At 70.5% G+C, this 26,520-nt stretch carries 21 protein-coding genes and 2 tRNA genes; 15 read left to right on the top strand and 8 right to left on the bottom strand.

Annotation, left to right across the window (positions count from 1 at the left end):
* Window positions 1-66 precede the first annotated feature (66 nt).
* The 7 genes from HC028_RS28395 to cimA all read left to right on the top strand — a co-directional run bounded on the left by HC028_RS28395 (window position 67) and on the right by cimA (window position 10,801).
* Window positions 67-2,385, top strand: a complete 2,319-nt coding sequence (locus HC028_RS28395; protein WP_239075504.1) for a putative bifunctional diguanylate cyclase/phosphodiesterase — start codon at window positions 67-69, stop codon at window positions 2,383-2,385.
* Window positions 2,386-2,550: 165 nt separating this feature from the next.
* Window positions 2,551-4,386, top strand: coding sequence for an acetolactate synthase large subunit (locus HC028_RS06645; RefSeq protein WP_168074018.1), 1,836 nt, complete (start codon window positions 2,551-2,553; stop codon window positions 4,384-4,386).
* Between the two features lie 81 nt (window positions 4,387-4,467).
* Entirely contained in the window at window positions 4,468-4,986 is a 519-nt protein-coding gene (gene ilvN, locus HC028_RS06640) for an acetolactate synthase small subunit (RefSeq protein WP_168074016.1), read from the top strand.
* Between the two features lie 10 nt (window positions 4,987-4,996).
* Entirely contained in the window at window positions 4,997-6,010 is a 1,014-nt protein-coding gene (gene ilvC, locus HC028_RS06635; protein WP_168074007.1) for a ketol-acid reductoisomerase, read from the top strand.
* Window positions 6,011-6,410: 400 nt separating this feature from the next.
* Window positions 6,411-7,442, top strand: a complete 1,032-nt coding sequence (locus tag HC028_RS06630; RefSeq protein ID WP_168074005.1) for a 3-isopropylmalate dehydrogenase — start codon at window positions 6,411-6,413, stop codon at window positions 7,440-7,442.
* A gap of 176 nt (window positions 7,443-7,618) precedes the next feature.
* Complete coding sequence (locus HC028_RS06625; RefSeq protein WP_168074003.1) at window positions 7,619-8,716, top strand: branched-chain amino acid aminotransferase; 1,098 nt, start codon at window positions 7,619-7,621, stop codon at window positions 8,714-8,716.
* A 480-nt stretch (window positions 8,717-9,196) separates the two neighbouring features.
* Window positions 9,197-10,801 (top strand): citramalate synthase, encoded by a 1,605-nt coding sequence (gene cimA / locus HC028_RS06620; RefSeq protein WP_168074001.1) that lies wholly within the window; start codon window positions 9,197-9,199, stop codon window positions 10,799-10,801.
* Here cimA and HC028_RS06615 read toward each other — a convergent pair.
* Window positions 10,798-11,730 carry an endonuclease/exonuclease/phosphatase family protein gene (locus HC028_RS06615; protein WP_168074224.1) on the bottom strand — a complete coding sequence of 311 codons (933 nt, stop codon included), beginning with the start codon at window positions 11,728-11,730 and terminating at the stop codon, window positions 10,798-10,800. The genes cimA and HC028_RS06615 overlap by 4 nt on opposite strands.
* A gap of 145 nt (window positions 11,731-11,875) precedes the next feature.
* On the opposite strand from HC028_RS06615, the gene HC028_RS28670 reads away from it, so the two are divergent.
* A complete protein-coding gene (locus tag HC028_RS28670; protein WP_373313939.1) occupies window positions 11,876-12,100 on the top strand; it encodes an endonuclease V in 225 nt (74 codons plus the stop codon).
* On the opposite strand, the gene HC028_RS06610 is transcribed toward HC028_RS28670, so the two are convergent.
* The 5 genes from HC028_RS06610 to HC028_RS06590 form a co-directional block, all read right to left on the bottom strand.
* Window positions 12,097-12,354: a hypothetical protein gene (locus tag HC028_RS06610; RefSeq protein ID WP_168073999.1), complete on the bottom strand. Its 258-nt coding sequence runs from the start codon at window positions 12,352-12,354 to the stop codon at window positions 12,097-12,099. The genes HC028_RS28670 and HC028_RS06610 overlap by 4 nt on opposite strands.
* Before the next feature lie 244 nt (window positions 12,355-12,598).
* Window positions 12,599-13,954, bottom strand: a complete 1,356-nt coding sequence (locus tag HC028_RS06605) for an RNA-guided endonuclease InsQ/TnpB family protein (RefSeq protein WP_168073997.1) — start codon at window positions 13,952-13,954, stop codon at window positions 12,599-12,601.
* Between the two features lie 49 nt (window positions 13,955-14,003).
* Complete coding sequence (locus tag HC028_RS06600) at window positions 14,004-14,774, bottom strand: IS5 family transposase (protein WP_168073995.1); 771 nt, start codon at window positions 14,772-14,774, stop codon at window positions 14,004-14,006.
* Between the two features lie 87 nt (window positions 14,775-14,861).
* The gene (locus HC028_RS06595; protein ID WP_168073993.1) at window positions 14,862-17,531 is read right to left on the bottom strand and encodes an ATP-binding protein; all 2,670 of its coding nucleotides are present in this window, start codon (window positions 17,529-17,531) and stop codon (window positions 14,862-14,864) included.
* Between the two features lie 7 nt (window positions 17,532-17,538).
* On the bottom strand, window positions 17,539-20,460 hold the full coding sequence (locus tag HC028_RS06590) for a helix-turn-helix transcriptional regulator (RefSeq protein ID WP_168073991.1): 2,922 nt from the start codon (window positions 20,458-20,460) through the stop codon (window positions 17,539-17,541).
* Window positions 20,461-20,700: 240 nt separating this feature from the next.
* On the opposite strand from HC028_RS06590, the gene HC028_RS06585 reads away from it, so the two are divergent.
* On the top strand, window positions 20,701-21,486 hold the full coding sequence (locus tag HC028_RS06585; protein WP_203981199.1) for a DUF1345 domain-containing protein: 786 nt from the start codon (window positions 20,701-20,703) through the stop codon (window positions 21,484-21,486).
* On the opposite strand, the gene HC028_RS06580 is transcribed toward HC028_RS06585, so the two are convergent.
* A complete protein-coding gene (locus HC028_RS06580; RefSeq protein ID WP_373313868.1) occupies window positions 21,470-22,390 on the bottom strand; it encodes a 3-methyladenine DNA glycosylase in 921 nt (306 codons plus the stop codon). The two genes, HC028_RS06585 and HC028_RS06580, sit on opposite strands and share 17 nt — an antisense overlap.
* 92 nt (window positions 22,391-22,482) lie before the next feature.
* Between HC028_RS06580 and HC028_RS06575 the strand changes: the two genes are divergently transcribed.
* From HC028_RS06575 to HC028_RS06555, 5 genes are all read left to right on the top strand, one after another.
* On the top strand, window positions 22,483-23,298 hold the full coding sequence (locus tag HC028_RS06575) for a fumarylacetoacetate hydrolase family protein (protein ID WP_168073989.1): 816 nt from the start codon (window positions 22,483-22,485) through the stop codon (window positions 23,296-23,298).
* An 86-nt stretch (window positions 23,299-23,384) separates the two neighbouring features.
* Window positions 23,385-23,456: transfer RNA gene (locus HC028_RS06570), tRNA-Gln, on the top strand.
* A 28-nt stretch (window positions 23,457-23,484) separates the two neighbouring features.
* A tRNA-Glu gene (locus HC028_RS06565) sits at window positions 23,485-23,557 on the top strand.
* Between the two features lie 95 nt (window positions 23,558-23,652).
* Complete coding sequence (locus HC028_RS06560) at window positions 23,653-23,931, top strand: type II toxin-antitoxin system Phd/YefM family antitoxin (protein ID WP_168073987.1); 279 nt, start codon at window positions 23,653-23,655, stop codon at window positions 23,929-23,931.
* Window positions 23,928-24,335: a type II toxin-antitoxin system VapC family toxin gene (locus HC028_RS06555; RefSeq protein ID WP_168073985.1), complete on the top strand. Its 408-nt coding sequence runs from the start codon at window positions 23,928-23,930 to the stop codon at window positions 24,333-24,335. The genes HC028_RS06560 and HC028_RS06555 overlap by 4 nt, the downstream gene beginning before the upstream one ends.
* Before the next feature lie 36 nt (window positions 24,336-24,371).
* Here the strand turns inward: HC028_RS06555 and HC028_RS06550 are convergent, their stop codons facing one another.
* A complete protein-coding gene (locus HC028_RS06550; RefSeq protein ID WP_168073984.1) occupies window positions 24,372-25,058 on the bottom strand; it encodes an IclR family transcriptional regulator in 687 nt (228 codons plus the stop codon).
* A 49-nt stretch (window positions 25,059-25,107) separates the two neighbouring features.
* Between HC028_RS06550 and leuC the strand changes: the two genes are divergently transcribed.
* The gene (gene leuC, locus HC028_RS06545; RefSeq protein ID WP_168073982.1) at window positions 25,108-26,517 is read left to right on the top strand and encodes a 3-isopropylmalate dehydratase large subunit; all 1,410 of its coding nucleotides are present in this window, start codon (window positions 25,108-25,110) and stop codon (window positions 26,515-26,517) included.
* Window positions 26,518-26,520 lie beyond the last annotated feature (3 nt).

Below are 26,520 nucleotides of genomic sequence, written 5' to 3'. Positions count from 1 at the left end.
GTAGCGCTACGACGAATGGACGAAAGGGCTGGGACAGGATCCACCTAGTGGGGCACAGTGGAGTTCGTGCGCCTCATTTACGATCTCGCACCGGCTGCGGCGGTTTGTGCTGCCGCGGCCGTGCCGTGCGCGGTCGTGACGGTCCGGGCAGCCCGGTCCGGGGCAGACGCCGCCCGGTCCGGGGGTGGTGAGGCACTCGCGGGCGGCGATGTCCGCCGGGCCCGCCTGTTGCTGGCGCTGGCGCTTCCGATCGGCGCGCTCGGCCCGGTGGTCGCCGCCGTCCACGCGGCCGTTAGCGGCGCATCGGCGCCGACCCGCCTGGGGGGCGAGGTGGCGGCCGGGTCCGCGATGTCGACGCTGTTGATCCTGATCGGGGTGCTCGGCGTCATCGGCGTGGTCAGCAGCGGCCGCGCGCTGCTGAGCCATGTCCTCGACGGTCTGGTCATCGGCGCGAGCCTGTTCTATGCCGGCTGGACGCTGGTGGTCGAGCCGCTGCACCGGCACTACGTCGGAGATCCGGTCCCGCTGCGGCTGCAGGCCGCCTGCGCCGTGGTGGCCGGCCCGATCCTGGTCGGGGTCGTCGCGATGGGTGTGCTCGCGGCGGCCGGATTCAAGTCGCCCTCCGTCCGGCGGCTGTGCCTGGTCGCCGCCGCGCCGTGCCTGATGGCGTCCGTGCTGCCGGCGGCCGTCTTCTTCGGCAGCCGGGTGCTCACGGCCGTGGCGGCCGTGGGGTACGCGTGCGGCGCGCTCGCCCTGGCGTTGACTGTTCGTACCGCTCCGGTGCTCCGGCGGCCGGCCGACCGGTCCTACGACGGGCTGGTCGTCTCCCTCGGCCTGGTCGTCCTCGCGGCCTTCGGGTGCGTGTTCCGCCTGCTGTTCCTCGACGGCACCATCGACCAGATCAGCGTCGCGACCGCCACGGTCATCGGTGGCGCGCTCGCCGCGCAGCAGGCGCTCGCCCGCGTCGACCTGCGCCGGACCACCGACCGGCTGGCGAGCAGCGAGGCCCACTTCCGGGAGATGGCCCACACCGACGCGCTTACCGGCCTCGCCAATCGCCGGCAGTTGCTCACGACGCTGCAGGAGGAGGTCCCGGGCGGGCAGCCCTGCGTACTGCTCGCGATCGACCTCGACGGGTTCAAGAACATCAACGACACCCGCGGCCATGACGTCGGCGATGCCGCGCTCGTCGAGGTCGCAGGGCGGCTGCGGTCCAACGTCCGCCCCGGTGACCTGGCAGTACGGCTGGGCGGCGACGAGTTCGCCGTACTGATGCGGGCGCCCGCGAGCGAGGCGACCGCGGTCGCCGAGCGACTGCTCAGCGTGCTGTGCCGGCCGTACGAGGTGGACGGCGCATCGATGTTCCTGACGGCCAGCATCGGCCTGGCCGACCGCTCGACCGCCGACACCATCGAAGGTCTGATGCGCAACGCCGACGTCGCCCTGCGCTTCGCCAAGCAGCGCGGAAAGCAGCGGGTCGAGCAGTACGACCTGGCCGACGACCGGTTCCTGCGCCGGCGCACCGAACTGGAGCACGAACTGCGCGGTGCGGTCGAGCGCGGTGAGCTGATGCTGGTGTATCAGCCTGTCGTGCACCTGCCGGACGGTCGGGTGACCGCGGCGGAGACCCTGCTGCGCTGGCACCACCCGCGGCTAGGTGCGGTGCCGCCGGACGAGTTCATCCCGCTCGCCGAGGAGGCGGGGCTCATCCACCGGCTGGGCGAGTTCGTCCTGCACGAGGCGTGCCATCAGCTGTCCCGCTGGATCGCCGACGGCCACGAGCTGTACCTGACGGTGAACGTGTCCCCGCGTGAGCTGCACGCGCCGGAGTACGTGACGCGGGTGGCCGAGGTGCTGCGCCGGCACCGCGTGCCCCCGGAGCGCCTCGTTCTCGAGGTCACCGAGCATGCGGTGGCGCAGGACGTCCAGCAACTGGTCGAGCGGCTCACCGCGCTGCGCGCGGCCGGCGTACGGGTCGCGCTCGACGACTTCGGCTCCGGGTACTCGTCACTGGGTCAGCTGCGCACGCTGCCGGTCGACATCCTCAAGATTGACCGGACCCTCATCGCCCCGCCGGGGGATTCGGCGGTACGGTTCGCACCGCCGCTGGCCGACGTGGTCGTCCAGCTCGGTAACCGGCTCGGTCTTGACGTGGTCGCGGAGGGGATCACCGAGGTCGAACAGCGGCGGATCCTGGAGGAGGCCGGTTGCCGGTTTGCGCAAGGGGACCTGTTCGGCCGCGCGATGCCGGCAGAGCGGGTGGAGGCGTTGTTCCGTGGCGTTCTCCTGCCGCCGGACGACCGTGACGGCGAGGAGAGTGACGAAGGGATCAAGGTCCAAGAAGTGGGACAGGTTGACTCAGGGCGTGAGATGCGGCAAAGTTAGCGCCATGTCGACCATGTCTCGCCGAGTACTTATCACCTAGCGCGCCGAGCTGAAGTCGGCGCGCTAGCCCCCGTGCATCCCGCACGTGGGCTTTTTTAATGCCCCGGCTTTTTGTTGCCCCCGAATACTCCGCGAGTCCGCACCCGTTCAACCGAAGGCGATCCGATGAGCAGACCAACGCCAGAAATGCTCGCCCACCGACCTGCCGCGCCCTCCGCATCCGCCTCGCCGAGCCCCGTGACGCAGATCACGGAGGGGCCGATGAGCGGCGCGAGCGCACTTGTCCGTTCGCTCGAGGAGCTCGGCGTAGACGTCGTCTTCGGTATCCCGGGCGGTGCGATCCTGCCAGCGTACGACCCGCTGTTCGACTCCAAGAAGGTGCGGCACATCCTGGTCCGCCACGAGCAGGGCGCCGGCCACGCGGCGACCGGGTACGCGCAGGCGACCGGCCGCGTGGGCGTCTGCATGGCGACGTCCGGCCCGGGTGCGACCAACCTGGTGACGCCGATCGCTGACGCCTACATGGACTCGGTGCCGATGGTGGCGATCACCGGCCAGGTGGCGAAGAGCGCGATCGGCACGGACGCCTTCCAGGAAGCCGATATCCAGGGCATCACGCTGCCCATCACCAAGCACAACTTCCTGGTGCAGACCGGCGAGGATCTGCCGCGCATCCTGGCGGAGGCCTTCCACCTCGCCAGCACCGGCCGTCCGGGTCCGGTCCTGGTCGACATCCCCAAGGACGTCCTGCAGGCACAGACGACCTTCAACTGGCCGCCCACGATGGAGCTACCCGGCTACCACCCGACGCTGCACCCGCACGGCAAGCAGATCCGCGAGGCGGCCCGGCTGATCGCTACGGCGAAGCGGCCCGTGCTGTACGTCGGCGGCGGTGTCCTCAAGGCCGGCGCCTCGGCCAGCCTGCTCAAGCTCGCCGAGCTGACCGGTGTGCCGGTGGTCACCACGCTGATGGCCCGGGGCGCGTTCCCCGACTCGCACCCGCAGCACCTGGGCATGCCCGGCATGCACGGCACCGTCTCGGCGGTGTACGCGCTGCAGCGCGCCGACCTGATCGTGGCGCTCGGCGCCCGCTTCGACGACCGGGTGACCGGCAAGCTCGACTCGTTCGCGCCCCACGCCACGATCGTGCACGCCGACATCGACCCGGCGGAGATCGGCAAGAACCGGACCGCGGACGTGCCGATCGTGGGCGACGCCCGGTACGTGATCGACGAGCTGATCACGGCGGTCGGCACGGAGTACGCCGCCGGCCACAAGGCCGACCTGACCGACTGGTGGACCCAGGTGGGCGACCTCCGCGACCGGTACCCGCTGGGCTGGGAGGAGCCGTCGGACGGCACGCTCGCGCCGCAGCAGGTGATCCAGCGACTGGGTGAGATGGTCGGGCCGGAGGCGATCTACGTCGCCGGGGTGGGCCAGCACCAGATGTGGGCCGCGCAGTTCATCAAGTACGAGAACCCGGCGACCTGGCTCAACTCCGGTGGCCTCGGGACCATGGGGTACGCCGTGCCGGCCGCCATGGGCGCGAAGACCGGCGCGCCCGAAAAGGTGGTCTGGGCGATCGACGGTGACGGCTGCTTCCAGATGACCAACCAGGAGTTGGCCACCTGTGCCCTCGAGGGCATCCCGATCAAGGTCGCCGTGATCAACAATGGCAACCTTGGCATGGTGCGGCAGTGGCAGACGCTCTTCTACGACGAGCGCTACTCCAACACCGATCTCGGCACCCACAAGCACCGCATCCCGGACTTCGTGAAGCTGGCCGAGGCGCTCGGCTGCGTGGGCCTGCGCTGCGAGACCGTCTCGGACCTCGACAACACCATCGCCGCGGCGATGGCGGTCACCGACCAGCCGGTGGTCATCGACTTCGTCGTCGGCAAGGACGCGATGGTGTGGCCCATGGTCGCGGCCGGTACCAGCAACGACGAGATCATGTTCGCCCGCGGCGTGCGGCCGCGCTTCGACGAGGACGACATCTGACATGAGCGAACGCAGTGAGCGAATCATGAAACTCAGTCCATCGGTGGCTCATGCCGCCGACGAGCGAAGCGAGACGGCGGCATGACCACTCACACGCTCTCCGTGCTCGTCGAGAACAAGCCCGGCGTCCTCGCCCGGGTCTCGGGGCTGTTCTCCCGGCGTGGGTTCAACATCGACTCCCTCGCGGTCGGCGAGACCGAGAACCCCGAGGTGTCGCGGATCACGATCGTGGTCAACGCCGATGCGTCCCCGCTCGAGCAGGTGACCAAGCAGCTCAACAAGCTGGTCAACGTGCTGAAGATTGTTGAGCTGGAGCAGAATGCGTCTGTACAGCGCGAGCTCATGCTGATTAAGGTGCGCGCCGACCGGCCAATCCGATCGCAGGTGCTCGAGACCGTGCAACTGTTCCGCGCGCGGGTGGTCGACGTGGCGCCCGACGCGTTGACGATTGAAGCCACCGGTACGGCCGAGAAGCTGGACGCGTTGATTCGCGATCTGGAGCCGTACGGGATCAAGGAAATGGTGCAGTCCGGCATGGTCGCGATCGGTCGCGGTTCGCGATCGATCACCACGGGACCAGCCCTCCGGGCCGCTAGCTGAAAGGGAGCACATGACCGCCGAGGTGTACTACGACGACGACGCCGACCTGTCGGTGATTCAGGGCCGCAAGGTGGCAGTCATCGGGTACGGCAGCCAGGGGCACGCGCACGCCCTGTCGCTGCGCGACTCCGGTGTCGACGTCCGCATCGGCCTGCCCGAGGGCTCGAAGAGCCGGGCGAAGGCCGAGGAGCAGGGTCTGCGGGTGGTGACGCCGGCCGAGGCTGCCGCCGAGGCCGACGTGATCATGGTCCTCGCGCCCGACACTGCGCAGCGCCACATCTACACCGAGTCCATCGCTCCCTCGCTGACCGCGGGCAAGGCGCTGTTCTTCGGCCACGGCCTCAACATCCGGTACGGGCTGGTCGAGCCGCCGGCTGACGTGGACGTCGCCATGGTCGCGCCGAAGGGCCCCGGCCACCTCGTGCGTCGCCAGTTCGTCGACGGCAAGGGCGTGCCGTGCCTGGTCGCCGTCGAGCAGGACGCGACCGGCAACGCCTTCGCGCTGGCGCTCTCGTACGCCAAGGCGATCGGTGGCACCCGCGCCGGAGCGATCAAGACCACCTTCAAGGAGGAGACGGAGACCGACCTGTTCGGTGAGCAGGCCGTCCTCTGTGGTGGCGCCGCCGCGCTGGTGCAGACCGGCTTCGAGGTGCTCACCGAGGCCGGGTACGCCCCGGAGATCGCGTACTTCGAGTGCCTGCACGAGCTGAAGCTGATCGTCGACCTCATGTACGAGGGCGGCATCCAGCGGATGCGTTACAGCATCTCGGACACTGCCGAGTTCGGTGACTACACCCGCGGTCCGCGCGTGGTCAACCAGCAGACCAAGGAAGAGATGCGCAAGATCCTGGCCGAGATCCAGGACGGCACCTTCACCCGCGAGCTCATCGCGGACGACGAGGCGGGCCGGCCGGCCCTGACCAAGTTCCGCGAGCAGGGCACCGCGCACCCGATCGAGGTCACCGGCAAGAAGCTGCGCGACATGATGAGCTGGGTGGACCGTCCCATCACCGAGACGGCGTGACCGTCACCCGGTAGGGGATTGTGATCCCGGCGCCGAGGCGGCCACCATCGCCCCGGCGCCGGGCATCCCTGTCGGCTCTCCGCCATGTCGGCCAACAACGGTGACGGGGGACTCGACGGGCTTGTGTTGAGCCAACAACTCCAGTCGCTGCACTGTCAATAGACGGTCGTCGTCGCGGCCCGTACGCGTGACAAGAGGGCGCAGGCCCCGGGGGTCGCGCCGTCCGGTGTGAGCGCGGTCACAGGGAAGCGGACGCAGTGCGACCGGCCGATGCGGCGGCGGCGAGTGCTGTCGACCTGCCGGAAGGCCGGGTCCACTAAGTGAACCCGCTGTACCGAAAGCTAGGACGATGGCCTAACGTTCCTTCAGACGGTACGCAAGCGAGAGAACGGACGTAACGGTGGCGCGGATCGCAGTGGTGGCCGGCGACGGCATCGGACCCGAGGTTGTCGCGCAGGCGCGCAAGGTGCTCGACGTGGTGCTGCCCGGTACCGAGGCGACCGAGTACGACCTGGGCGCGGCCCGCTACCACGCCACCGGCGAGGTGCTCCCTGACAGCGTGCTGGCCGAGCTGGCCCAGCATGACGCGATCCTGCTCGGCGCCGTCGGTGACCCGTCCGTCCCGCCGGGGCTGCTCGAGCGGGGCCTGCTGCTGAAGCTGCGCTTCGAGTTCGACCAGTACGTCAACCTGCGCCCCTCGCGGTTGTGGCCGGGCACGTCCAGCCCGCTGGCCAACGTCAAGCCGGGTGAGATCGACTTCGTGGTCGTCCGGGAGGGCACCGAGGGCCTCTACGCCGGCGCCGGCGGCAACATGCACACGGGCACCGCCGCCGAGGTCGCCACCGAGGAGAGCCTCAACACCCGGTACGGCGTTGAGCGGGTCATCCGCGACGCGTTCGCCCGCGCCGCCCGGCGGCCCCGCCGCAAGGTCACGCTGGTTCACAAGACCAATGTGCTCACCCACGCCGGTGGGCTGTGGGCGCGTACGTTCGCCGAGGTGGCGGCCGAGTACCCCGACATCACCACCGAGTACCAGCACGTCGACGCGGCCTCGATGTTCATGGTCACCCAGCCGCAGCGCTACGACGTGGTCGTCACCGACAACCTGTTCGGCGACATCCTGACCGACATCGCCGCGGCGGTGACCGGCGGCATCGGCCTGGCCGCGAGTGGCTGCATCAACCCGGAGCGGCGGCACCCGTCGATGTTCGAGCCGGTACACGGCTCCGCGCCGGACATCGCCGGCCGCGGCGTGGCCGACCCGGCCGCCGCGGTGCTGTCGGTGGCGCTGCTGCTCGACCACCTCGGCCACCCCGAGGCGGCGCGGCGGGTCACCGAGGCCGTGGGCGCTGAGCTTGCCGGGCGTACCCCCGGGGCGCCGCTGCGCACCGAAGAGGTCGGCGACCGGCTCGCCGCAGCGGTATCCGCCTGACCAAGCCTTTTTCGTCGGTCAAGGACGAGTGGTGCCCCAAAAGGGGCAAGTCACCCGCCACTCGTCCTTGATCGGCGTGTTTTGACCGGACGGCGATCCTCGTGAACGAGCGTTCGGGGTAAGTTGCAGGCACGGCTTCGTGGCCGTGGACGCCACCAGTTTCACGGAGGACATGTATGAGCGGCGGTGAAAGCCTCGAGTTCGAGATTCATCCGAATCCGGCAGCGGTATCCGCCGCCGAACGGTCGGCTCTGCTGGCCAACCCAGGATTCGGGCGGGTCTTCACCGACCACATGGTCACCATTCGCTACGCCGAGGGCAAAGGCTGGTACGACGCCCGGGTCGAGGCCCGCGCGCCCATCCCCATGGACCCCGCGACGTCGGTTCTGCACTACGCGCAGGAGATCTTCGAGGGCCTGAAGGCGTACCGGGTCGACGACGGTGGCATCAGCATGTTCCGCCCCGACGCCAACGCCCGCCGGTTCCGTGAGTCCGCTCACCGGATGGCGATGGCCGAGCTTCCCGAGCAGCTGTTCCTGGACTCGCTCACCGAGCTGGTCAAGATCGACCGGGACTGGGTGCCGAGCGACCCCGAGGGCAGCCTGTACCTGCGCCCGTTCATGTATGCGAGCGAGGTCTTCCTCGGCGTCAAGCCGTCCTCGGAGTACCTGTACGTGGTGATCGCCTCGCCGGTCGGCCCCTACTTCAAGGGGGGCATGGCGCCGGTCACGATCTGGGCCTCCACCGAGTACACCCGCGCGGCTCGGGGCGGTACGGGCGCGGCCAAGTGCGGTGGTAACTACGCCACCAGCCTGATCGCCCAGGCGGAGGCGGCCGAGCACGGCTGCGACCAGGTGGTGTTCCTCGACGCGACAGAGGGCAAGTACGTCGACGAGCTCGGCGGTATGAACATCTTCTTCGTGTTCGGCGACGGCAGCCTCCTCACGCCGCCGCTGTCGGGCACGATCCTGCCCGGCATCACCCGCGACTCCATCATCACGCTCGCCCGCGAGCAGGGCCGTGAGGTCCGCGAGGAGCCGTACTCGTTCGACCAGTGGCGCACCGACGCGGCGAGCGGGCGGCTGCGCGAGGCGTTCGCCTGCGGCACGGCGGCGGTGCTCACGCCGGTCGGCGCCGTCCGCTCGTCCAGCGGCGAGTTCGTGATCGGCGACGGCGGTATCGGCCAGGTCACCACGCAGCTGCGGGAGGCCCTCATCAATATCCAGCGCGGTCGCGCCGCCGACACCCGCGGCTGGGTGCGGCGCGTTCTGTAGTTCGTCATCGCCGCCTGTGCGCCGTCCCTCACGAGGGACGGCGCACAGGCGTTCGGGGAACCGTACGGGGGCCAGGCGCGTCCAATCCGGCACTGTCGCTTCGTGCTGGGAGGTTCCCCGTGCCGACGGCCTCGTACACGGCGTTGCCACTGGCCACTTTGACGCTCACGGCCCGGGTCCGGTCGGTCCCGCCTCCGGCTGACACGTCGTTCGATCGGCCTGACCGGCGGCCCGGCATTCAGGAGGCCGTACCCGAGGAGCCCCCGCCGGATCGGGCGGACTGAGCCGTGTAGTATCGACGCCGTCCCGAAATGTGGAAACGCTCTTCCGGGATGTAGGCGTGTGTGGCACTGTACTTAGCGTGACCGTCTCTATCGTACTGATTATTGGCCCCTAGCGCGCCCAGCATTTGACGCTGAGCGCGCAGACCTCTCGCATTCGCGAGGGGTCTTTTTCGTTGTGGAGAAAGGCTTCAGACCCATGCAGGTTTATGACACGACGCTGCGCGACGGGGCCCAGCGCGAAGGGGTCAGCTACTCGGTCGTCGACAAGCTCGCGGTGGCGCGACTGCTGGACGACTTCGGCGTAAGTTTCATCGAAGGTGGTTGGCCGGGGGCGCTGCCGAAGGACACCGAGTTCTTCCGGCGGGCGCGGACCGAGCTCAACCTCAAGCACGCCCTCTTCGTGGCGTTCGGGGCCACCCGCAAGGCCCACACCGCTGTCGATTCCGACCCGCAGGTCCGGGCGCTGCTCGACGCGGAGACCCCGGTGGTGACGCTGGTCGCGAAGTCGGACGTGCGCCACGTCGAGCGGGCGTTGCGCACCACGTTGGAAGAAAACCTCGCGATGGTACGGGACACGGTCGCGTTCTTCGTCGCCGAGGGCCGCCGGGTGTTCCTCGACTGCGAGCACTTCTTCGACGGCTACCTCGCCGACCCGCGCTACGCCAGCGAGGTCGCAGCGACGGCCATCGCCGCCGGCGCGGAGGCGGCGGTCCTGTGCGACACCAACGGCGGCATGCTGCCCTCTCGCGTGACGAAGATGGTGGGCGGGGTCAGCGACCGGATCGCGGCGCGGCTGGGGATCAGCGCGGAGGAAGTCGTCGCCAAGCTCGGTATCCACTGCCAGAACGACACGGGCTGCGCGGTCGCCAACACCGTCGCCGCGGTGGAGGCCGGCGTGCCGCACTTCCAGTGCACGGCCAACGGCTACGGTGAGCGCGCCGGCAACGCCGACCTCTTCGCCGTCGTCGGCAACCTGCAACTCAAGCTCGGGCTCCCCGTCCTGCCGGACGGGTGCCTGGACCAGATGGTGCGCGTCTCGCACGCCATCGCGGAGATCGCGAACATCGCCCCCGACACCCACCAGGCCTATGTCGGGTCGTCGTCCTTCGCTCACAAGGCGGGGCTGCACGCGAGCGCGATCAAGGTCGACCCCCTGCTCTACAACCACGTGGAGCCGGAGGTCGTCGGCAACGACATGCGCATCCTGGTCACCGAGATGGCCGGCCGGGCGAGTGTCGAGCTCAAGTCTCGGGAGCTGGGCATCGACCTCGGTGCCCACCCCGAGGCGCTCTCCAACGTCACCGCGAAGGTCAAGGAGATGGAGGCCGCCGGGTGGTCGTTCGAGGCCGCCGACGCCTCGTTCGAACTGCTGGTACGCGCGGAGCTCAACGGCGGACTGACCCGCCCGTTCGCGCTGGAGAGCTACCGGGTCATCGTCGAGCATCGCGAGGACGGCTCGGTCGTGAGCGAGGCCACGGTCAAGGTACGGGTACGCGGGGAGCGGGTGATCGCCACGGCCGAGGGCAACGGCCCGGTCAACGCCCTCGACGAGGCGCTCCGGGTGGCCCTGGTGAAGCACTACCCGGAGATCGCGACCTTCGAGCTGGCCGACTACAAGGTCCGCATCCTCGAAGGTAGCCACGGCACCCGCGCGGTGACCCGGGTGCTCCTGGAGACGGCCGGAAAGGACGGCGACTGGACCACGGTCGGCGTACACGAGAACGTGGTCGAGGCGAGCTGGCGCGCGCTCGTCGACGCGCTCAGCTACGGACTGGCCCGGCAGGGGCTGCCGGCGGCTTAGCGGGGAACGACGAGTTCCGCGAAGACGGCGCGGTGGTCGGTGCGGGGAACGCGGTGCACGCCGTACCCCGCCACCCCCACCCGGCGGTCGGCGAGGACGTGGTCGATCGTCACACCGGGGATCCACCACTTCTCGTCGTACGGCCAGCTCGCCGTGAGCCCCTGCCCGCGGACGTCGGCCGCGTCCCGGTACCCGCTGGCGATTAATCGCCGAAGGTCCGCATGGTCGAGGGTGGCGTTGAAATCGCCGGCCAGCACCCGTACCACGCCGTCAGTGCTGGCCCGCGGCTCGTGCGACAGATCGGTGCGCCAACAGGACGCGAGGGATGGCGAGATCGGGGCGCACGGGTGGGCCGATTCGACGGTGACCGTGGCCGCGTCCGGCACGAGGATCGTCGCCATGGCCTGCGTGAACCCTGACGGAAGGGTATGCGGGACCTCGTCGCGCAGCGGAAATCGGCTGAAGACCGCCGAACCGCCGGCCCCAGGCTGCGGATGCGAGACCCGGTAGGGCAGCAGATCCGCCACCCCGGCCGCGTCGAGCGCCCGCTCGGCTTGCGGGGTGAACTCCTGCAGCGCGAGCACCTGTACGTCCCGGCGGCGTACCAGATCCACGATCGCGCCGGCATCGGCACCGCCGATCATCATGTTCGAGCTGAGGAGGCGCAGTCGTGCCCCCTCGGCGACCCCGCCGTCTGGCAGGGACCGGGGCAGTACACAGACCAGCAGCGCCACTGCCGCGACAGCCGCCACTCCGGCGGTCCACCATGCGCGTAGCGTCAACGCCGGTCCGAGCAGGATGACGGCGCCTGCGGCGGCGTACGGGGTGAACGCGATGAGCTGTACCAGTGGGCCGCCGACGCGATCGAGCCCGAACACACGGATCAGCGCCCACGCCGCGGTGCCGCCCACCGCGAGCCACCCCGCGATGTGTAGGGCGGAGTCGGCGGTCGGCGCGATTCGTTCCGTGGCGGTGGGGGAGAGCAGCACGTTCGCGAACGTAACCGGCACGCCGTTCTCGGTTACCCTCTTTCACCGGATCCTCACGACATTTTCACGGCGATAGTCTGCAGTCTTGTGCACCCCTGGCCGGCCAGCGTCGCGGAGGCACAGGCGATCCAGGAGCGGCTACGACCGCTCGTACGCCTGGACTGTGCGCCATTCGAGCTACGTACCCGGGTTGTTGTCGTTCCGTGAGATCCCATCGCTGCTCGCCGCGCTAGGGCTGTGCCGCCGGTACCGGCTATCGGAGGCCACCCGCCAGGCAGATCAGCTGTCGCGGCGCCGTCTTAGGGACTAGCGCCAGTTCAGGTACTTGCGGCTGCGCAGGAACCGGCGCTGGTTGCGCATCTGCGGCTGCGGCTGCGGCTCGGTCACCGGCAGGCCGTACGCCGCGAGCGTGTTCGCGGCGTTGTTCGCGGCGTCGCATGGGCACTCGCGCCCGCACGCCTCGCAGCGGCCGGTGCCGGCCTGGATCCGGTGAACCGAGAGCGTCACCTTCGCGATGGCGATCCGGTTGCCGACCTCGTGGGGGGAGTTTGGACAGACGGTCATGGCCGAAATCTCCTGGAACAGCCCGGGCGGATATCGAGCGGCACTTTCTACCCGTACATTCGTCCTCGCGGCGGTCCTGAAACAACCGCCATCTGACCCCAGTCGTCACGATCGGTGCGTCCGCCAGAGCCGACAGTGCCGGCAGAAGACGGGACCAGACCACGGTTTAGGGACTGTGGACAGTTTTCGTCCGTTCGGCTCGTGGCCCTGGTGCCGTCCCGGCGCCAGTCGTGTTTCGGTGGTTCTACGCTGCCGCGGGTAGCGGCTGATCTGCTGTGCGCCGCCGCAGACGCGGTTTCGGCCGCGCCAGCGGTGGCGCGCCGGCTGCCTGCCAGACGGTGTGGGCTTGCTGGCCCGCGGCGGCGATGTTCACCGCGGCGTTCACGTCCGCGTGTGTGGTATGCCCGCAGTTCAGGCATCGGAACACGGTACGGTCCCGGTTGCCTTTGCGGCGGTGGCCGCACGCGGGGCAATCCTGGCTGGTGTACGCGGGGTTCACACGCCACAGGGTCCGTCCAGCTTCTTCCGCTTTGACGGCCACCCTGGTGGCGAGTTTCCCCAGCGCCGCGCCCGACAGGGACCTGTTCAACCCGGCCTTCGCCCGCACATTCCGCCCCGGCTTGTCGACGGTTCCCTTCGCAGAACGGGTCATGTTCTTCAACTCGAGGTCCTCGACGACGAGCACGTCGGCCGCAGCCACGATCGTCTTGGCGGTCTCACGTGCCCAGTTGTCCACGATCGCGGCAGCTTTGCACCGCTCACGGGCGATGGTGCGTACCGTCTTGCGCCACGCCCTCGAGCCGCGCTTCTTCCCGGCCAGGGACTGCCCGAGCAGCACCGCGGTGTCCCGCGCTGCTTGCGCCTGCGCCGGGTAGCGCAGCAGCTGGCCGTCGCTGGTGGCGGCGGTGACGGCCACACCCCGATCTACCCCGATGACCCGGCCGGTGCCGGGCAACGGCTGCGTGGTGACGTTCTTGAATCCGACCGTGGCGCGCCACACCCATCCGGTCCCGGCCCGCCGGCGGGTGATGGTCAACGTGGCCGGATCCCCGCCGCGCTTGACCAGGCGGTCCAACTGCCGGCTGGCCTTCTTCGACAACGCGACGGTCCCGACGCCCTGCACGGCCAGCCGCCACCGGCCGGTCTCGGCGTCCTTGCCAAGCTTCCACGAGGTCGGTTCGTCCCAGCAGGCGGTGTCGAACCTCGACCGGGACCTAAACCGAGGGAACCCGGGCACCTGCCCGGCCCTGACCCGTCGGAAGAATGCGGCCATCGCCTCGTCCAGGCGTTTCAGCGCCGACCGGACCGGCTGGATACCCCACGCGAGCACGTCGTCACGCACCCCGCGCAGATCCTTGATCTGGTTGTACTGCTCGAACAACGACACGGTTCTTCCTGTAGCCCGGTACGCGTCGCGGCGCTCGGCCAGGGCAGCGTTGTAGCACTCGCACAGCGCCGCGAGCAGCGCCAGGAGCCGGGCTTCGGCGGCAGCACCCGGGTGCAGTGCGAACTGCGCCTTGCGGTGCAGCACGTGGTCGGTGCCGTCGACGACGAGGCGACCCGGCCCATGCTTGGGTGCCTTCTCCCGCGACGCGATCACGCGCGTGATAGTGCCAGGCGGCACCGACAGTTCACTGATCTCGGCCGGTTCACACCTGCCGGAGCATGACGCCGACAGCGGCCACCTGCATCCACGCGGTCGCCGACGCGGACGTTCCCTCGAATGACCTGGCCAACCGCCGCCACCTGCCCAGGTCGGCGAACGCCGCTTCCACCTTCCACAACGGCTGCAACGGTCGGAACTCACCCCTCGGCCGGTTCTCGTCGTGCTTGATGACCGTTTCGACGCCGTAGGCGCGCTCGAGCTGCGTGGCCAGACCGCGGAAGCCGCGGTCGCCCATCACCGTCGCCACCCGTGCGGCCTCCGGCAGTACTCGGTCCAGAAGTTGGCGGGCTGCCTTCACCTCATGGGTGCGCGCGCCGGTCACGTTCACCGTGACCGGCAACCCGAGGTAATCGACGGCAACCGCACGTTTCGCGCCACGCAGCCGGTACTTGTAGTGGCCCTCATGGAAGTCAGCGCCGCACCGTCCGCCCTTGACGACCTGACAGTCCACCATCAGCAGCGACGGCTCCGGATCCCTGCCGGCCGCGACGCGCAGGTGCCGGCGCAACACGTCCATGACCTGCTGCCACACCCCGCGGTCACGCCAGCGGGCGAATGTGCGCCAGATCGTGTTCCAACTGCCGAACTCTGCCGGCAGCATCCGCCACTGGCAGCCCGTCTTCGCCTGGTACAACACGGCATTCACCACCAGCCGCCGGTCCAAAGCCGGCTGGGGACCACGCGAGCCACCACGCCCGAGAACGGGTGCGAGCAGCCGCCATTGCGCATCGGTCAGATCAGTTGAGTACGCCACCCCACAACCGTCGGCAAGCATGGGGTCGGCTTGAGGAGAAACTGTCCACAGCCTCTTACCGGGCCGCCGGGTGGGCACTGATGGTTGCTAACCCACCGCGCCGTTCTCGTACGCGCTGACGGCCAACTCGACGCGCGAGCTGAGGCCCAGCTTGGCGAGGATGTGCGAGACGTGGTTCCGCACGGTCCGCCGGGACAGGTACAGCTCGGCGGCGATGTCCGGGTTCGACCGGCCCGCGGCCACCAGGCCGAGGATCCGGCGCTCGGTCTGGGTCAGCGACTCCCAGCCGGTCTTCGGCCGCTGCCGGATGTGCCGGTGCCGTACGCCGGCCTCCCGCAGCCGCGCCTGCGCGCGATCGAGGTCCCAGGCGGCGCCGAGCCGGTCGTAGCACCTGACCGCCGAGTCCAGCGCCGACCGGGCCCGGACGCGTGACCCGGTCGCGGCGAGGAGGGCGGCCGCCTCTTCGTACGCGTAACCCTCGTACAGCGGCCGGCCGGCCTCGCCGAACTCCTGGGCGGCGGCGAGCAGCAGCGCGGCGTCCGCCTCGGCCACGCCCCGGCACAGCAGGGCGGTGGCGCGCACGTGCGGGCCGGGATGCTCAGCCGCGACGCGGTCGTAGCCGTCGGCCAGCCCCCGGGCCCGCGAACGCTGCCCGGTGCTGGCGGCGAGCCGGGCGAGGTCGGCGGCGAGGCAGCTACCTGGCAACCCGCGACCTGCCGCGTCGAGCAGGGCCAGCAGCGCGCGCTCCGGGTCGCCGTCGCGCTCGCACCGCAGCGCCCGCGCCGCCAGGCGCAGCCATCCCCAGTACGGGTGCGGGTCGGGGGTGTGCGGGCTTCCGGCGTCGACCTCGCCGCGATGCACCGCGATCAGCGCGGCCTGGCTACGTAGCCCACCGGCGAGGCCCGGGCAGTCGGTCACGTCGAGCCCCGCCCGGATCTCCGCGAGCGCGTCGTTCCACCGCCCCTGGAGATACCGCAGCCGAGCCAGGGCCATGTGGTGCCACGTGCGGAAGGTGCGACCGAGGCGGCGACGGCCTTCGGTGAAAGCCGCCTCCGCCTCCGCGAACCGGTCCAGCTCCAGCAGGCAGAACCCGCGCACGAGGTGCGGCGGGAAGGGGCGGTCCGGCTGTACCGGGTCGCTGCCGAGCGCCGTGAGCGCCCGGTCGGCGAGGTGGAGCGCCGCCTGTGGCCGCTGGCGTACCAGTTGGACGCCCGCCCGTACCGTCAACGCGTACGCGCTGACGTACCCGTCGGCGCCGGCCAGCGCGGTTCCCGCGCTGGCGTCGGCGGCGTCGGCGCGCCCCGACAGCAGCAGGCACAGCGCGAGGAGCGCACGGAAGCGGGCCGCTTCCTCGTCGCCGCACCGGGCGCTGGCCAGCACCCGTTCGGCGACGGTCCGGGCGCTGCCGGCCCGGCCGCTCTGCAGGTACGCCTGTGCCAGCAGCCAGTGCAGCGCCACCGGGGGCGTCCCGGGTACGCGCAGCGCCGCCTGCGCCGCCCGTCGCGCCTCGACCGGTCGCCCGGCCCACAGCAGCGCCCGGGCGTACTGCAGACGCAGCACAGCCGGGGCCTCCGCGGACCGCTGCGCCAGCGTCCGCTCCAGCAGCGGCATGGCCAGTTCCGGGGCGCGTACGACCAGCGCCTCGGCCGCCCGCGCCAGCCAGTCCACGAGGTCCGGTGCGAGGCCGGTGACGGCCGTCAGGTGCCGCGCGACCCGCTCGACCCGCGCGCCCGCGCTGGCGAGCGCCCGGCCGGCCCGCAGCCGCAGCGCGTCGGCGGCCGTCGCGGGCAGTCCGCCGGCGAGCACCTGGCGGACCAGTTCGTGGCGGAAGACCAGCTGGTCCCCGGCGTCGACGAGCAGGCCCGTGGTCACGGCCTCGCTGACCGGTTGCCAGAGCGAGATCACGGGCCGGTCGAGGACGGCCGCCAGTTCGGTCAGGTCGAAACCGGGGCCGAGGACGGCGGCCGCCCGCAGCAGGTCGCGGGTGTCCGCGCTCAACGGCTCCAGCCGGCGCTGGACCAGGTCGAGCAGTGCCGCCTGGACGGTGCCTGACGCCGCGCCGCGGCGCAGCGTCGCGACCCCGTCGGCGACCTGGAGGCGCCCGGTACGGGCGAGCGCCCCGAGCACCTCGGTCGTGTAGAGCGCGTTACCGCCGGCCTGCGCGAGCAACTCGCGCAGGCCGGGCCCGGGTGGTACGCCCAGGAGCAACCGAACCAGCTCCGCGAGGTCGTCTTCGGTCAGCGGGTCGAGCCGCATCGGCACCGCGCCCTGACCGCGCAGGCTGCGCACCAGCACGTCGAGTCGAGCATTTTGCTGCGTCGGCTGGTACGCGGCGACGAGCAGCACCGGAAGCTGACCGACGGCGCGGCCGAGGCGGCCGAGCAGCAGCAGGCTCGACGTGTCGGCCCACTGCAGGTCGTCAACGAGGACGACCAGCGGTCCCACGGCGCACCAGGACTCGAGTCGACCGAGAATCAGCTCGATGAGCGCGAAGTCGCCATCAGCGGGTAGCTCCGCGTCCAGCCACGACCGGACCACCCCGAACGGCGGCGGCTCCTCGACCGGAACGCCGCGGCCGCGCAGCACGCGGGCGCCGAGCCGGCGCGCCTCGGCGGCGGCGACGGCCAGCAGGGCGCTCTTGCCGATTCCGGGCTCGCCCTCGATCAGAATCGTCGAGCCGTAACCGGTGGCTGCGCGGTGGGCGAGCGTGCGTACGCGCGCGATCTCGTCGTCGCGTCCCACGACAGTTGTCCGCATCTGGTGCCTACCCGTGGATGAGTACCTGGCGGGCGATCTCCACCCGCGACTGCGCCTTGAGTTTCACGAGGATGTGGGATACGTGCGACTGGACCGTGCGCGGCGACAGCAGCAACTCCCCAGCAATGTCCGGATTGGACATTCCCTGGGCCACCAGCCGGGCGATCGCCGTCTCGGTGGGAGACAGCGACGCCCAGCCGGAGACGGGTCGCCGGCGCGGGCCGCGGGCGCCCCAACGGATGCCGAACGGGCGTACCCGGGCGGCGGCCCGCCGCAGGCCCCACTGAGCGCCCAAGGTCGCGTACGCGTCCATGGCGGGGCTGAGGGCGGCCTTGGCGGCCCGCCGCTCGCCCCGCTGCGCCAGCAGGATCGCGACGTCCTCGCAGCTGCGCGCGTACGCCACGACCCGTCCGACCGTTCGCAGATAGCGGCCAGCGTTCGTCAGCAGGTCGACGTCGCCGGTGAGCAGTCCGAGACAGTGTTCGACCGCGGCGGCCCGCCCGGGAGTGGGCAGACCGGGATCCCGCTCGCACAGCGTGGTGGCTTCGCGCGCCGTTTCGGTGTCGCCCACCGCCATCGCCGCCCGTACCACGTCCGGCATGAGCGTGTGCCGCTCCATCTGCGCGTACCGCGGCTCGAGCAGCTCCCGCCAGGCCCGCAGGGACTCCGCCGGCTGGCCGTCGCGTTCGGCCAGGACGGCGCGGGCGGACAGCAGGAAGCCACGGTTGGCGACATCGAACGCGGTCGCGGTCTGGTGATCGGGGTACGCGGTCGCGGTCTGGTGATCGGGGTACGCGGTCGCGGTCTGGTGATCGGGGTACGCGGTCGCGGTCTGGTGATCGGGGTACGCGGTCGCGGTCTTCGGAACCGGGTACGCGTCCAGCCGAGCCGTGGCCGTGACGCGGTCGTCGCGGTGGCAGGCGATGAGCGAGACGATCCCGGCCGCGATCGGCGCCAGCCGGGGGCTGTCCGGCAGGTCCCCGGCCGTGTCCAGCACGGCGAGAGCCTCGTCCCAGCGGCCGGTCCAGAAGTACAGGACCGCGGCGGGGGCGTGGAAGCGCGCCAGGCCGGCGTACCCTGTTCGCCGCTCGGCCAGCGCGTGGGCGTCGGCGAGCGTCCGCTCGGCCTCGTCGAAGCGGTCGAGGATCGACAGCGCGAGTGTCCGGTTGCCCAGCAACAGCAGCCGCAGCTCCAGGTGCTCCATGTCGTCGGCGAGGACGTCCAGCGCGCAGTCGAGGTGGAACAGTCGGGCCGCCTGGTCCCGGCGCATCAGGGCGGTCGTCGACAGGCTGAGCAGGCTGTAGCCGAGCGCCAGCCGGTCGGAGCACGCGCTCGCCGACGCCAGCGACGCCCTGGCGGCGTATTCGGCCTTGTCGAGGTCGTCGGCGGAGGTGGAGTGGATCCGCGCCGACATCGCCTCGAGCCGGGCCCGCCAGACGACCGGGACACCGAGCTGGCTGAGCCCCTGCTCGACGACGTGGAGGGCGTCCTGGGCGCGGCCGGCCCGCAGCAACCGCTCGCCGAGAATCCAGCGCATCTCCGCAGCCAGGGCGGGGCGGTCGGTGTGGGCGAGGATCTGCCGCGCCTGCGACTCGGCGTCGCGCCCGAGCCGGAACAGCACCCGCGCCAGCGCGCCCGCGAGTTCGTCCCAGTGCGGCTCCCCTGGCGGCAGTTGGCCGGTGGCCCGGCTCAACAGCTCCGCAGCGACCAGGGGCGCCCGGTCGACCAGCTCCGGCGCGGCCCGTACCAACCACTGCGTGACCCATCCGTCGACGGCGGGCCCGGCCGGCAGCAGCTGGGCGGCGACTCGCTCTACCGACGCGCCGGCGGCGGCGAGCGTCTGCGCCGCGTGCCGGTGCAGGGCGCAGCGAACGACCCCTGGCATCTCCTCGTACAGCGCGTGCCGGATGAGCGGGTGCCGAAACGACAGCCGGTTGCCGGTAGCCACGACCCCGGCCGCCGCCGCTTCCGCGAACGCGCTGCGCAGCGCGGTCACCGGAAGCTGGAGAACGGTCGCCACGTCGTCGATCGAGAACTCGGGGCCGAGAAGCGTGGCGACCCGGAGCGCCGTGGTCGCGTTGTGGGACAGGAAACCCAGCCGCGCGGCGATCGCCGCCGTGAGCGTCTCAGGCGCTCGCTTGCTCCACCCGTCGGCCAGCTCCGCCTGCCCGGCGTCGATCGTGATCGCCTTTTCCCGCCGCAGCGCGTCGATCAGTTCCCGCAGGTACAGCGGGTTCCCGCCGGCGTGGGCGGTCAGTGCCCGCAGCCGGGGGCCAATGGGTGCGCCGGCGAGACCGGCGGCGATCTCAGCGACCGTCTGCTCCGATAGCGGGGCGAGGCGGACCAGCCCCCGGCTGGCCACGGCGTCGTCCCGCAGCGGGTCCAGCTCGTCGCGGCTCGGCACCGGGCGGTAGGCGCCGACCAGCAGCAGCGGGCGGTGGGAGACCGTACGGGCCAGCCGGTGCCAGGCGAGCAGACTCGTCTCGTCGGCCCACTGCAGGTCGTCGGCGACGAGAACGACCGGAGCGTCCGTGCACATCTTGTCGACCATCGTCAGCGCCCGTTCGACCACCGCGGCCATCGGATCGCTGCGGGACGCGAAGGCGCCCGTTGGAGGACCTCCCAGGAGCGCGGCGACACCGATCCGGCCCCGGTCGGGTGACCGCGACTCGATCTCGAGGCAATCCAGGAGCAGTCGCAGGGGGATACGCGGGCTGAGCTCGTCGGCGGCGACCCACCCGAGCTGACAACCCAGCTCGGCCGTGCCGGCGAGGGCGTCGTGTAGCAGGGCGGACTTGCCGATGCCCGGCTCACCCTCGACGAGGACGACGCCGCCCCGGCCGGAGGCGACCCCGGCCAGCGCCGACCGGACAAGCTCCAATTCGGAGTCCCGCCCGATGACAGTGCCCGGTACCCCCCCCGGCGACATGCCGTTGAGACTATTCGGATCAGGCGATTGCGCGACCCGTCAGGATGTCCGGTATCCAGCCGGCAACCCGCGCGGTAACTCCGGAATATGGGCGGCTGCCTGCCGATAATCGTTACTCCGACAGCGGCGAGTTCTCACGGAGCGCAACTTTGCGCATACCGTGTAAGGGCGATTCGTGTCGAATGGGCACGCCTTCGCCGGGCGTTCCGGGTCACCCTTTCGGCGTACACAATCTGCGGTGTGAAACGACCGCGCGCGCAAGCCGGCGACGGCGAGGAGGGACATCGTCGCCGTCCGCCGCTGACCGAGGCGACTCTGGCGGCCCGTGCCCTCCGGCTGGAAAGGCTTGTCGGGCGCGACCCGGAGAACCTGCCCGGCTGGCTGCGGCAGACGCGGGGGGAGGCGCGCTGGCCGGCCGCGATCGCGATCCTGGTCGCGATCGCGCTGCAGCTCCAGTTGCCCCAGGATCTCGCGTTCACCCCGCACTGGCTGCTGCCCGTGATCGAACTGCTGCTGCTCGGGTTCCTGGTCGTCGCCGACCCGAACCGGATCGACCGTGAGCGGCCCGTGCTGCGGGCTGCCGCCATCGGCCTGGTCATCGTCGCGTCGCTGGCGACCGCCTGGTCGGCCGGGCGGCTGGTCTACCGCATCGTGTACGGCGGAGGCACCAACGACGCGGTGGTACTGCTGCTGAACGGCGGCGCGATCTGGCTGACCAACATGATCGTGTTCGCGCTGTGGTACTGGGAAGGCGACCGGGGCGGGCCGGCCGCGCGGGCCAACGCCCGCGATGACTATCCGGACTTCATGTTCCCGCAGATGACGTCGCCGCACGCGGCGCACCGCGACTGGGAGCCGCACTTCGTCGACTACCTGTACCTGTCGTTCACCAACTCCACCGCGTTCAGCCCGACCGACACGTTGCCGATGTCGCGCTGGGCGAAGCTCACGATGATGGGGCAGTCGATGGTCTCGCTGGCGACCGTCGCGCTCGTGGTGGCGAGGGCGATCAACATCCTGCGTTAGCCGCGTCGGGTGCCGCGGCGGTTGTCGCGTCCGCTACCGGTTGGCCGAGGAGCGCGCTGGTGAGTTCGATCAGGCGGCCGCGCAGCGGCTCGGCGCGCCTCGCGAACGCGCGCTGCGCCGCCGCGTACTCCGCGCGGCCCTCGGCGGTCTCGATCCGGACCGGCGGGTAGCCGAGATCGGCCAGGTCGTACGGGCTGGCCCGCATGTCGAGGGCGCGGATGTCGCGGGCCAGGGCGAAGCAGTCGGTGACGAGTTCGCTGGGCGTGAGCGGGCTGAGCTTGTACGCCCATTTGTAAAGATCCATGTTGGCGTGCAGACAGCCGGGCTGTTCGTTGTCGCGCTGCGTGTCCCGCGAGGGTTGGAGTATGTTCAGCGGCCGGGCCGGGGCCGTGAAGAACCGGAAGGCGTCGAAGTGGCTGCACTTCACGCCACGTTCCTCGACCACCGCGGCGGTGTCGGCGGGGGACAGGCGCAGGGGCCAGGCGTTGTGGCGGATCTCGTCGCCCGACTGCCCGTAGACCATGGCCCACTCGTGCAGCCCGAAGCAGCCCAGGTGCGGCGTACGGGAGGCGGTGGCCGTCAACAGGTCGTGGATCCACGTGACGGACTCGCCGCGCCGCGCCATGAACGCGTCGACGTCCACGGTGACGCCGTCCGGCGTGTCCCGGTAGCCGGGGCCGAGATCGCCCGCGCCCTCCAGGAGTACGCCCGCTCCGGGATGCCAGCGGCGCAACTGCGCCGGTCGGTACGAGTAGTACGTGAACAGGAAGTCCTCGACCGGATGTTTGAGCCGGGCCCGGCGGCGGGTCAGGTGCGGCGTGATCCACTCGTCTATGCGCTGTTCGTAGGCCGTCCTTCGGCGCCGCCAGACATCAGCGGGCAGGATCTCGACGGCGATTTTCACGGGTTCCAGTGTGGCAGCCCCTCCGGCGGGGCTCCTCTTGGTGGTGCCGGCGCGCGGTACCTGCCGATCATGACGCGGGCTAGATTTGCCTGATGCGTATTGCTCGTTTCGTCCACAGCGGTGGGATGTCGTTCGGAGTCGTCGAAGGGGAGCCCGAGGCTGGCGCGGAGGCGCTGACCGTGGCCCAGATCGAGGGGCACCCGTTCGGAGAGATCCGTTTCACCGGTGACCGGTGGGCGCTCGCCGACGTGCGACTGCTCTCGCCAATCCTGCCCAGCAAGGTCGTCGGAATCGGCCGTAACTACGCCGAGCACGCCGCGGAGATGGGCAATGACGTCCCCGCCGAGCCGCTGATGTTCCTCAAGCCGACGACGTCCGTGATCGGCCACGGCGACGTTGTACGGCTCCCACCGCAGTCCAAGCAGGTTGAGCACGAGGCCGAGCTGGCCGTGGTGATCGGGGCGTCAGGTGCGCGCCGCGCGGACAAGGCGGCCGCCGCGAAGGCCATCTTCGGGTACACGGTCGCAAACGACGTGACCGCGCGGGATCTGCAGCGCAAGGACGTCCAGTTCACCCGGGCCAAGGGGTTCGACTCGTTCTGCCCGCTCGGCCCCTGGATCGTCACCGGCGTCGACCCGGCCGATCTCGAGGTCCGCTGCGAGGTGCTGCCGGCGGGCTCTCCGCCCGGCGCCGAGGCGGAGGTGCGCCAGCTCGGCCGTACCCGGGACATGATCTTCGACCCGGTGACTCTTGTGTCGTATGTGTCACACGTGATGACGCTGCTGCCGGGTGACGTCATCCTGACCGGCACGCCCGCCGGAGTGGGGCCGATGGCGGACGGAGACACCGTCACCGTGCGGATTGAGCAGGTCGGGGCACTGACGAACCGCGTCGTGGCCCTGGACTAGCGGGGCGCGCCACGCCGGGAGGGGGATCGGATTTGGCGCGGCAGGGCGGCTCATGTACAGTTCATCCCCGGTGCAGCGAGCACCGATGGGGTATGGGGTAATTGGCAGCCCAACTGATTCTGGTTCAGTTAGTCTAGGTTCGAGTCCTGGTACCCCAGCTACATCGATGCTCAGGCATCGGTGCCTGGCCCCGTCGTCTAGCGGCCCAGGACGCCGCCCTCTCAAGGCGGTAGCGCCGGTTCGAATCCGGTCGGGGCTACAGCGGAAGCGCTCTGAAGGAAACTTCAGGGCGCTTTTCCGTTTCTGCGCCTCGCTTCGGTGGTTATGTAGGACTTTATGTTCTACATTTTTCCCATGGAGCGGATCGGGGTACGCGAGCTCAATCAGAACACCAGCCAGGTGCTGGCACGAGTTGCCGGTGGCGAGACGCTCGAGGTGACCGACCGCGGGCGTCCGATCGCCCGTCTCGTGCCCGTTGACGACGGCCTGTCGCTGCTGGATCGCCTGGTGGCGGAGGGGCGGGCGGCGGGGCCGACGAACACCGGCCCGATCCCAGTCCCGCCGGTGCTTGGCGCGCCGGACATCAACGCCGCCGAACACCTTGCGGCAGCTCGCGAGGATGAACGCTGGTGATCTACCTCGACTCGGCGGCGGTCGTGAAGCTCGTGCGGTCGGAAGCGGGAACGGCTGAACTGGTTACCTGGCTTAACGCGCGGCCTGAGGTGCCGTTGGTGTCGTCCGCACTGGTCGAGGTCGAGGTTCCCCGCGCCCTGCGTCGCGCTGCGCCGCAAGCGCTCGTCGGCGTGCCCTCGGCTATGGCTCGCCTCTACCGTCTGGAGATCGACGCCACCGTACGCGGGACGGCTGCTGCGTACACAGAGCCGACCCTGCGCAGTCTCGACGCCATCCACCTGGCGACGGCGCAGATGCTCGCCGGCCAGGCGGGCAACGCGTTCGAGGCGTTCGTCACGTACGACAAGCGACTGCTCGACGCGGCGGCGGCGATCGGGCTGCCAACCGCGAGTCCGGGCGGCTGATTCTCGACCACTCAGGATCCGCCGTGCGCGGCGTTCCTACAGCCCCGACAGGCGCTGTCCGGCGCGAACCACGGCCATTGCGTGCCGGTCGCCCGGGCGCCGGCCCAGGCGCTCGATCGGGCCGGAGATGCTGATCGCCGCGATTACCCGGCCCGTACGGTCCCGGACCGGCGCTGAGACGCTTGCCACACCGGCCTCTCGCTCGGCGACGCTCTGCGCCCATCCGCGGCGGCGGACCTCGGCGAGGGTGCGGCCGGTGAACTTGCTGCGGGGCAGGAGCGGCATCACGGCTTCCGGGGGCTCCCAGGCGAGCAGGACCTGCGCCGCGGACCCCGCGGTCATCGGGAGTGCCGATCCGATCGGAACGGTGTCCCGCAGGCCGCTGGAGCGCTCCGCTGCGGCCACGCAGAGCCGTTCGTCGGCGCGGCGTAGGTACAGCTGGGCGCTTTCGCCGGTGTTGTCCCGCAGTGCCGCCAGCATCGGCTCGGCGGCGGTCAGCAGGACGTCGGGGGCGGCGTTGGCGAACTCACCGAGACGCGGGCCGGGCCGCCACCGTCCCTGCGCGTCGCGGACGAGCATCCGATGGATCTCCAGCGCCTGCGCCAACCGGTGTGCGGTGGCGCGCGGAAGTTTGGTGCGCTCGACGAGTTCGGCCAGGCTGGCGCCGTCCACGCAAGCGGAAAGGATGACCACCGCCTTGTCGAGTACGCCAACACCGCTCATACTGTGTCCCACGAACCGAAACTTACCTCCCAAACTTTAGGATGTCCAGATGCTGGGAGAAGCACCACGCACCCTGTCCGAGAAGGTCTGGGACGCACATGTCGTCCGCTCCGCCGAGGGCGAGCCAGATCTTCTGTACATCGATCTACACCTGCTCCACGAGGTGACGAGCCCGCAGGCCTTCGACGGCCTGCGGATGGCGGGACGCCAGGTCAGGCGCCCTGATCTCACGCTCGCAACCGAAGACCACAACACGCCGACCGATAACCTGATCACGATCGCGGACCCGATCAGCCGTACCCAGATCGAGACCCTGCGCAAGAACTGCGCGGAGTTCGGCGTCCGGCTCCACTCGCTGGGCCACGCCCAGCAGGGCATCGTGCACGTGATCGGCCCGCAGCTCGGGGTCACCCAGCCGGGCATGACGATCGTCTGTGGCGATTCACACACCGCGACCCACGGCGCCTTCGGCTCGATCGCTTTCGGCATCGGCACCAGCGAGGTCGAGCATGTTCTGGCGACCCAGACGCTGCCGCAGCACAAGCCGAAGACCATGGCAGTCAACGTCACCGGGGAACTCCCCGCCGGCGTCACCGCCAAGGACCTGATCCTGGCGCTCATCGCCAAGCTGGGCACCGGCGGCGGGCGCGGGCACATCGTCGAGTACCGGGGGCCGGCCATCGAGAAGCTGTCGATGGAAGGCCGGATGACCATCTCGAACATGTCCATCGAGTGGGGTGCCAAGGCCGGTCTCATCGCGCCGGATGAGACCACGTTCGCCTACCTCAAGGGCCGCGAGTACGCGCCCAAGGGCGACGACTGGGACCGCGCGGTGGAGTACTGGCGCAGCCTGCGCACCGACGAAGGTGCCACGTTCGACACCGAGGTGACGATCGACGCGAGCTCGATCACGCCGTTTGTCACGTGGGGCACCAACCCGGGGCAGGGCGTGCCGCTCGACGCGGTCGTCCCGGACCCGGAGAGCTTCGAGGCCGACGTCGAGCGCACGGCGGCCCGGAAGGCGCTCGAGTACATGGACCTGAAGCCCGGAACGGCGCTGCGGGACATCGGCGTGGACGTGGTGTTCCTCGGCTCCTGCACCAATGGGCGCATCGAGGACCTTCGGGCGGCTGCCGAGGTGCTGCGCGGTCGCAAGGTCGCCGACGGCGTACGGATGATGGTCGTCCCCGGATCGGCCGCCGTGCGCGCGGCAGCGGAGGAGGAGGGCCTGCACGAGGTCTTCACCGCCGCTGGCGCCGAGTGGCGCTTCGCCGGCTGCTCGATGTGTCTGGGTATGAACCCGGACACGCTCAAGCCCGGCCAGCGTTCGGCGTCGACCTCGAACCGCAACTTCGAGGGCCGGCAGGGCCGCGGCGGCCGTACGCACCTGGTGTCACCGCCGGTCGCGGCCGCGACCGCGATCACGGGACGCCTCGCCGCGCCCGCAGATCTGAGCTGAGGT

It is taken from the genome of Planosporangium flavigriseum, assembly GCF_011947225.1.
GTDB lineage: Bacteria > Actinomycetota > Actinomycetes > Mycobacteriales > Micromonosporaceae > Planosporangium > Planosporangium flavigriseum.
The sequence above is the reverse complement of the archived record's forward strand: the minus strand, read 5'-3'. Positions and strand labels throughout refer to the sequence as shown.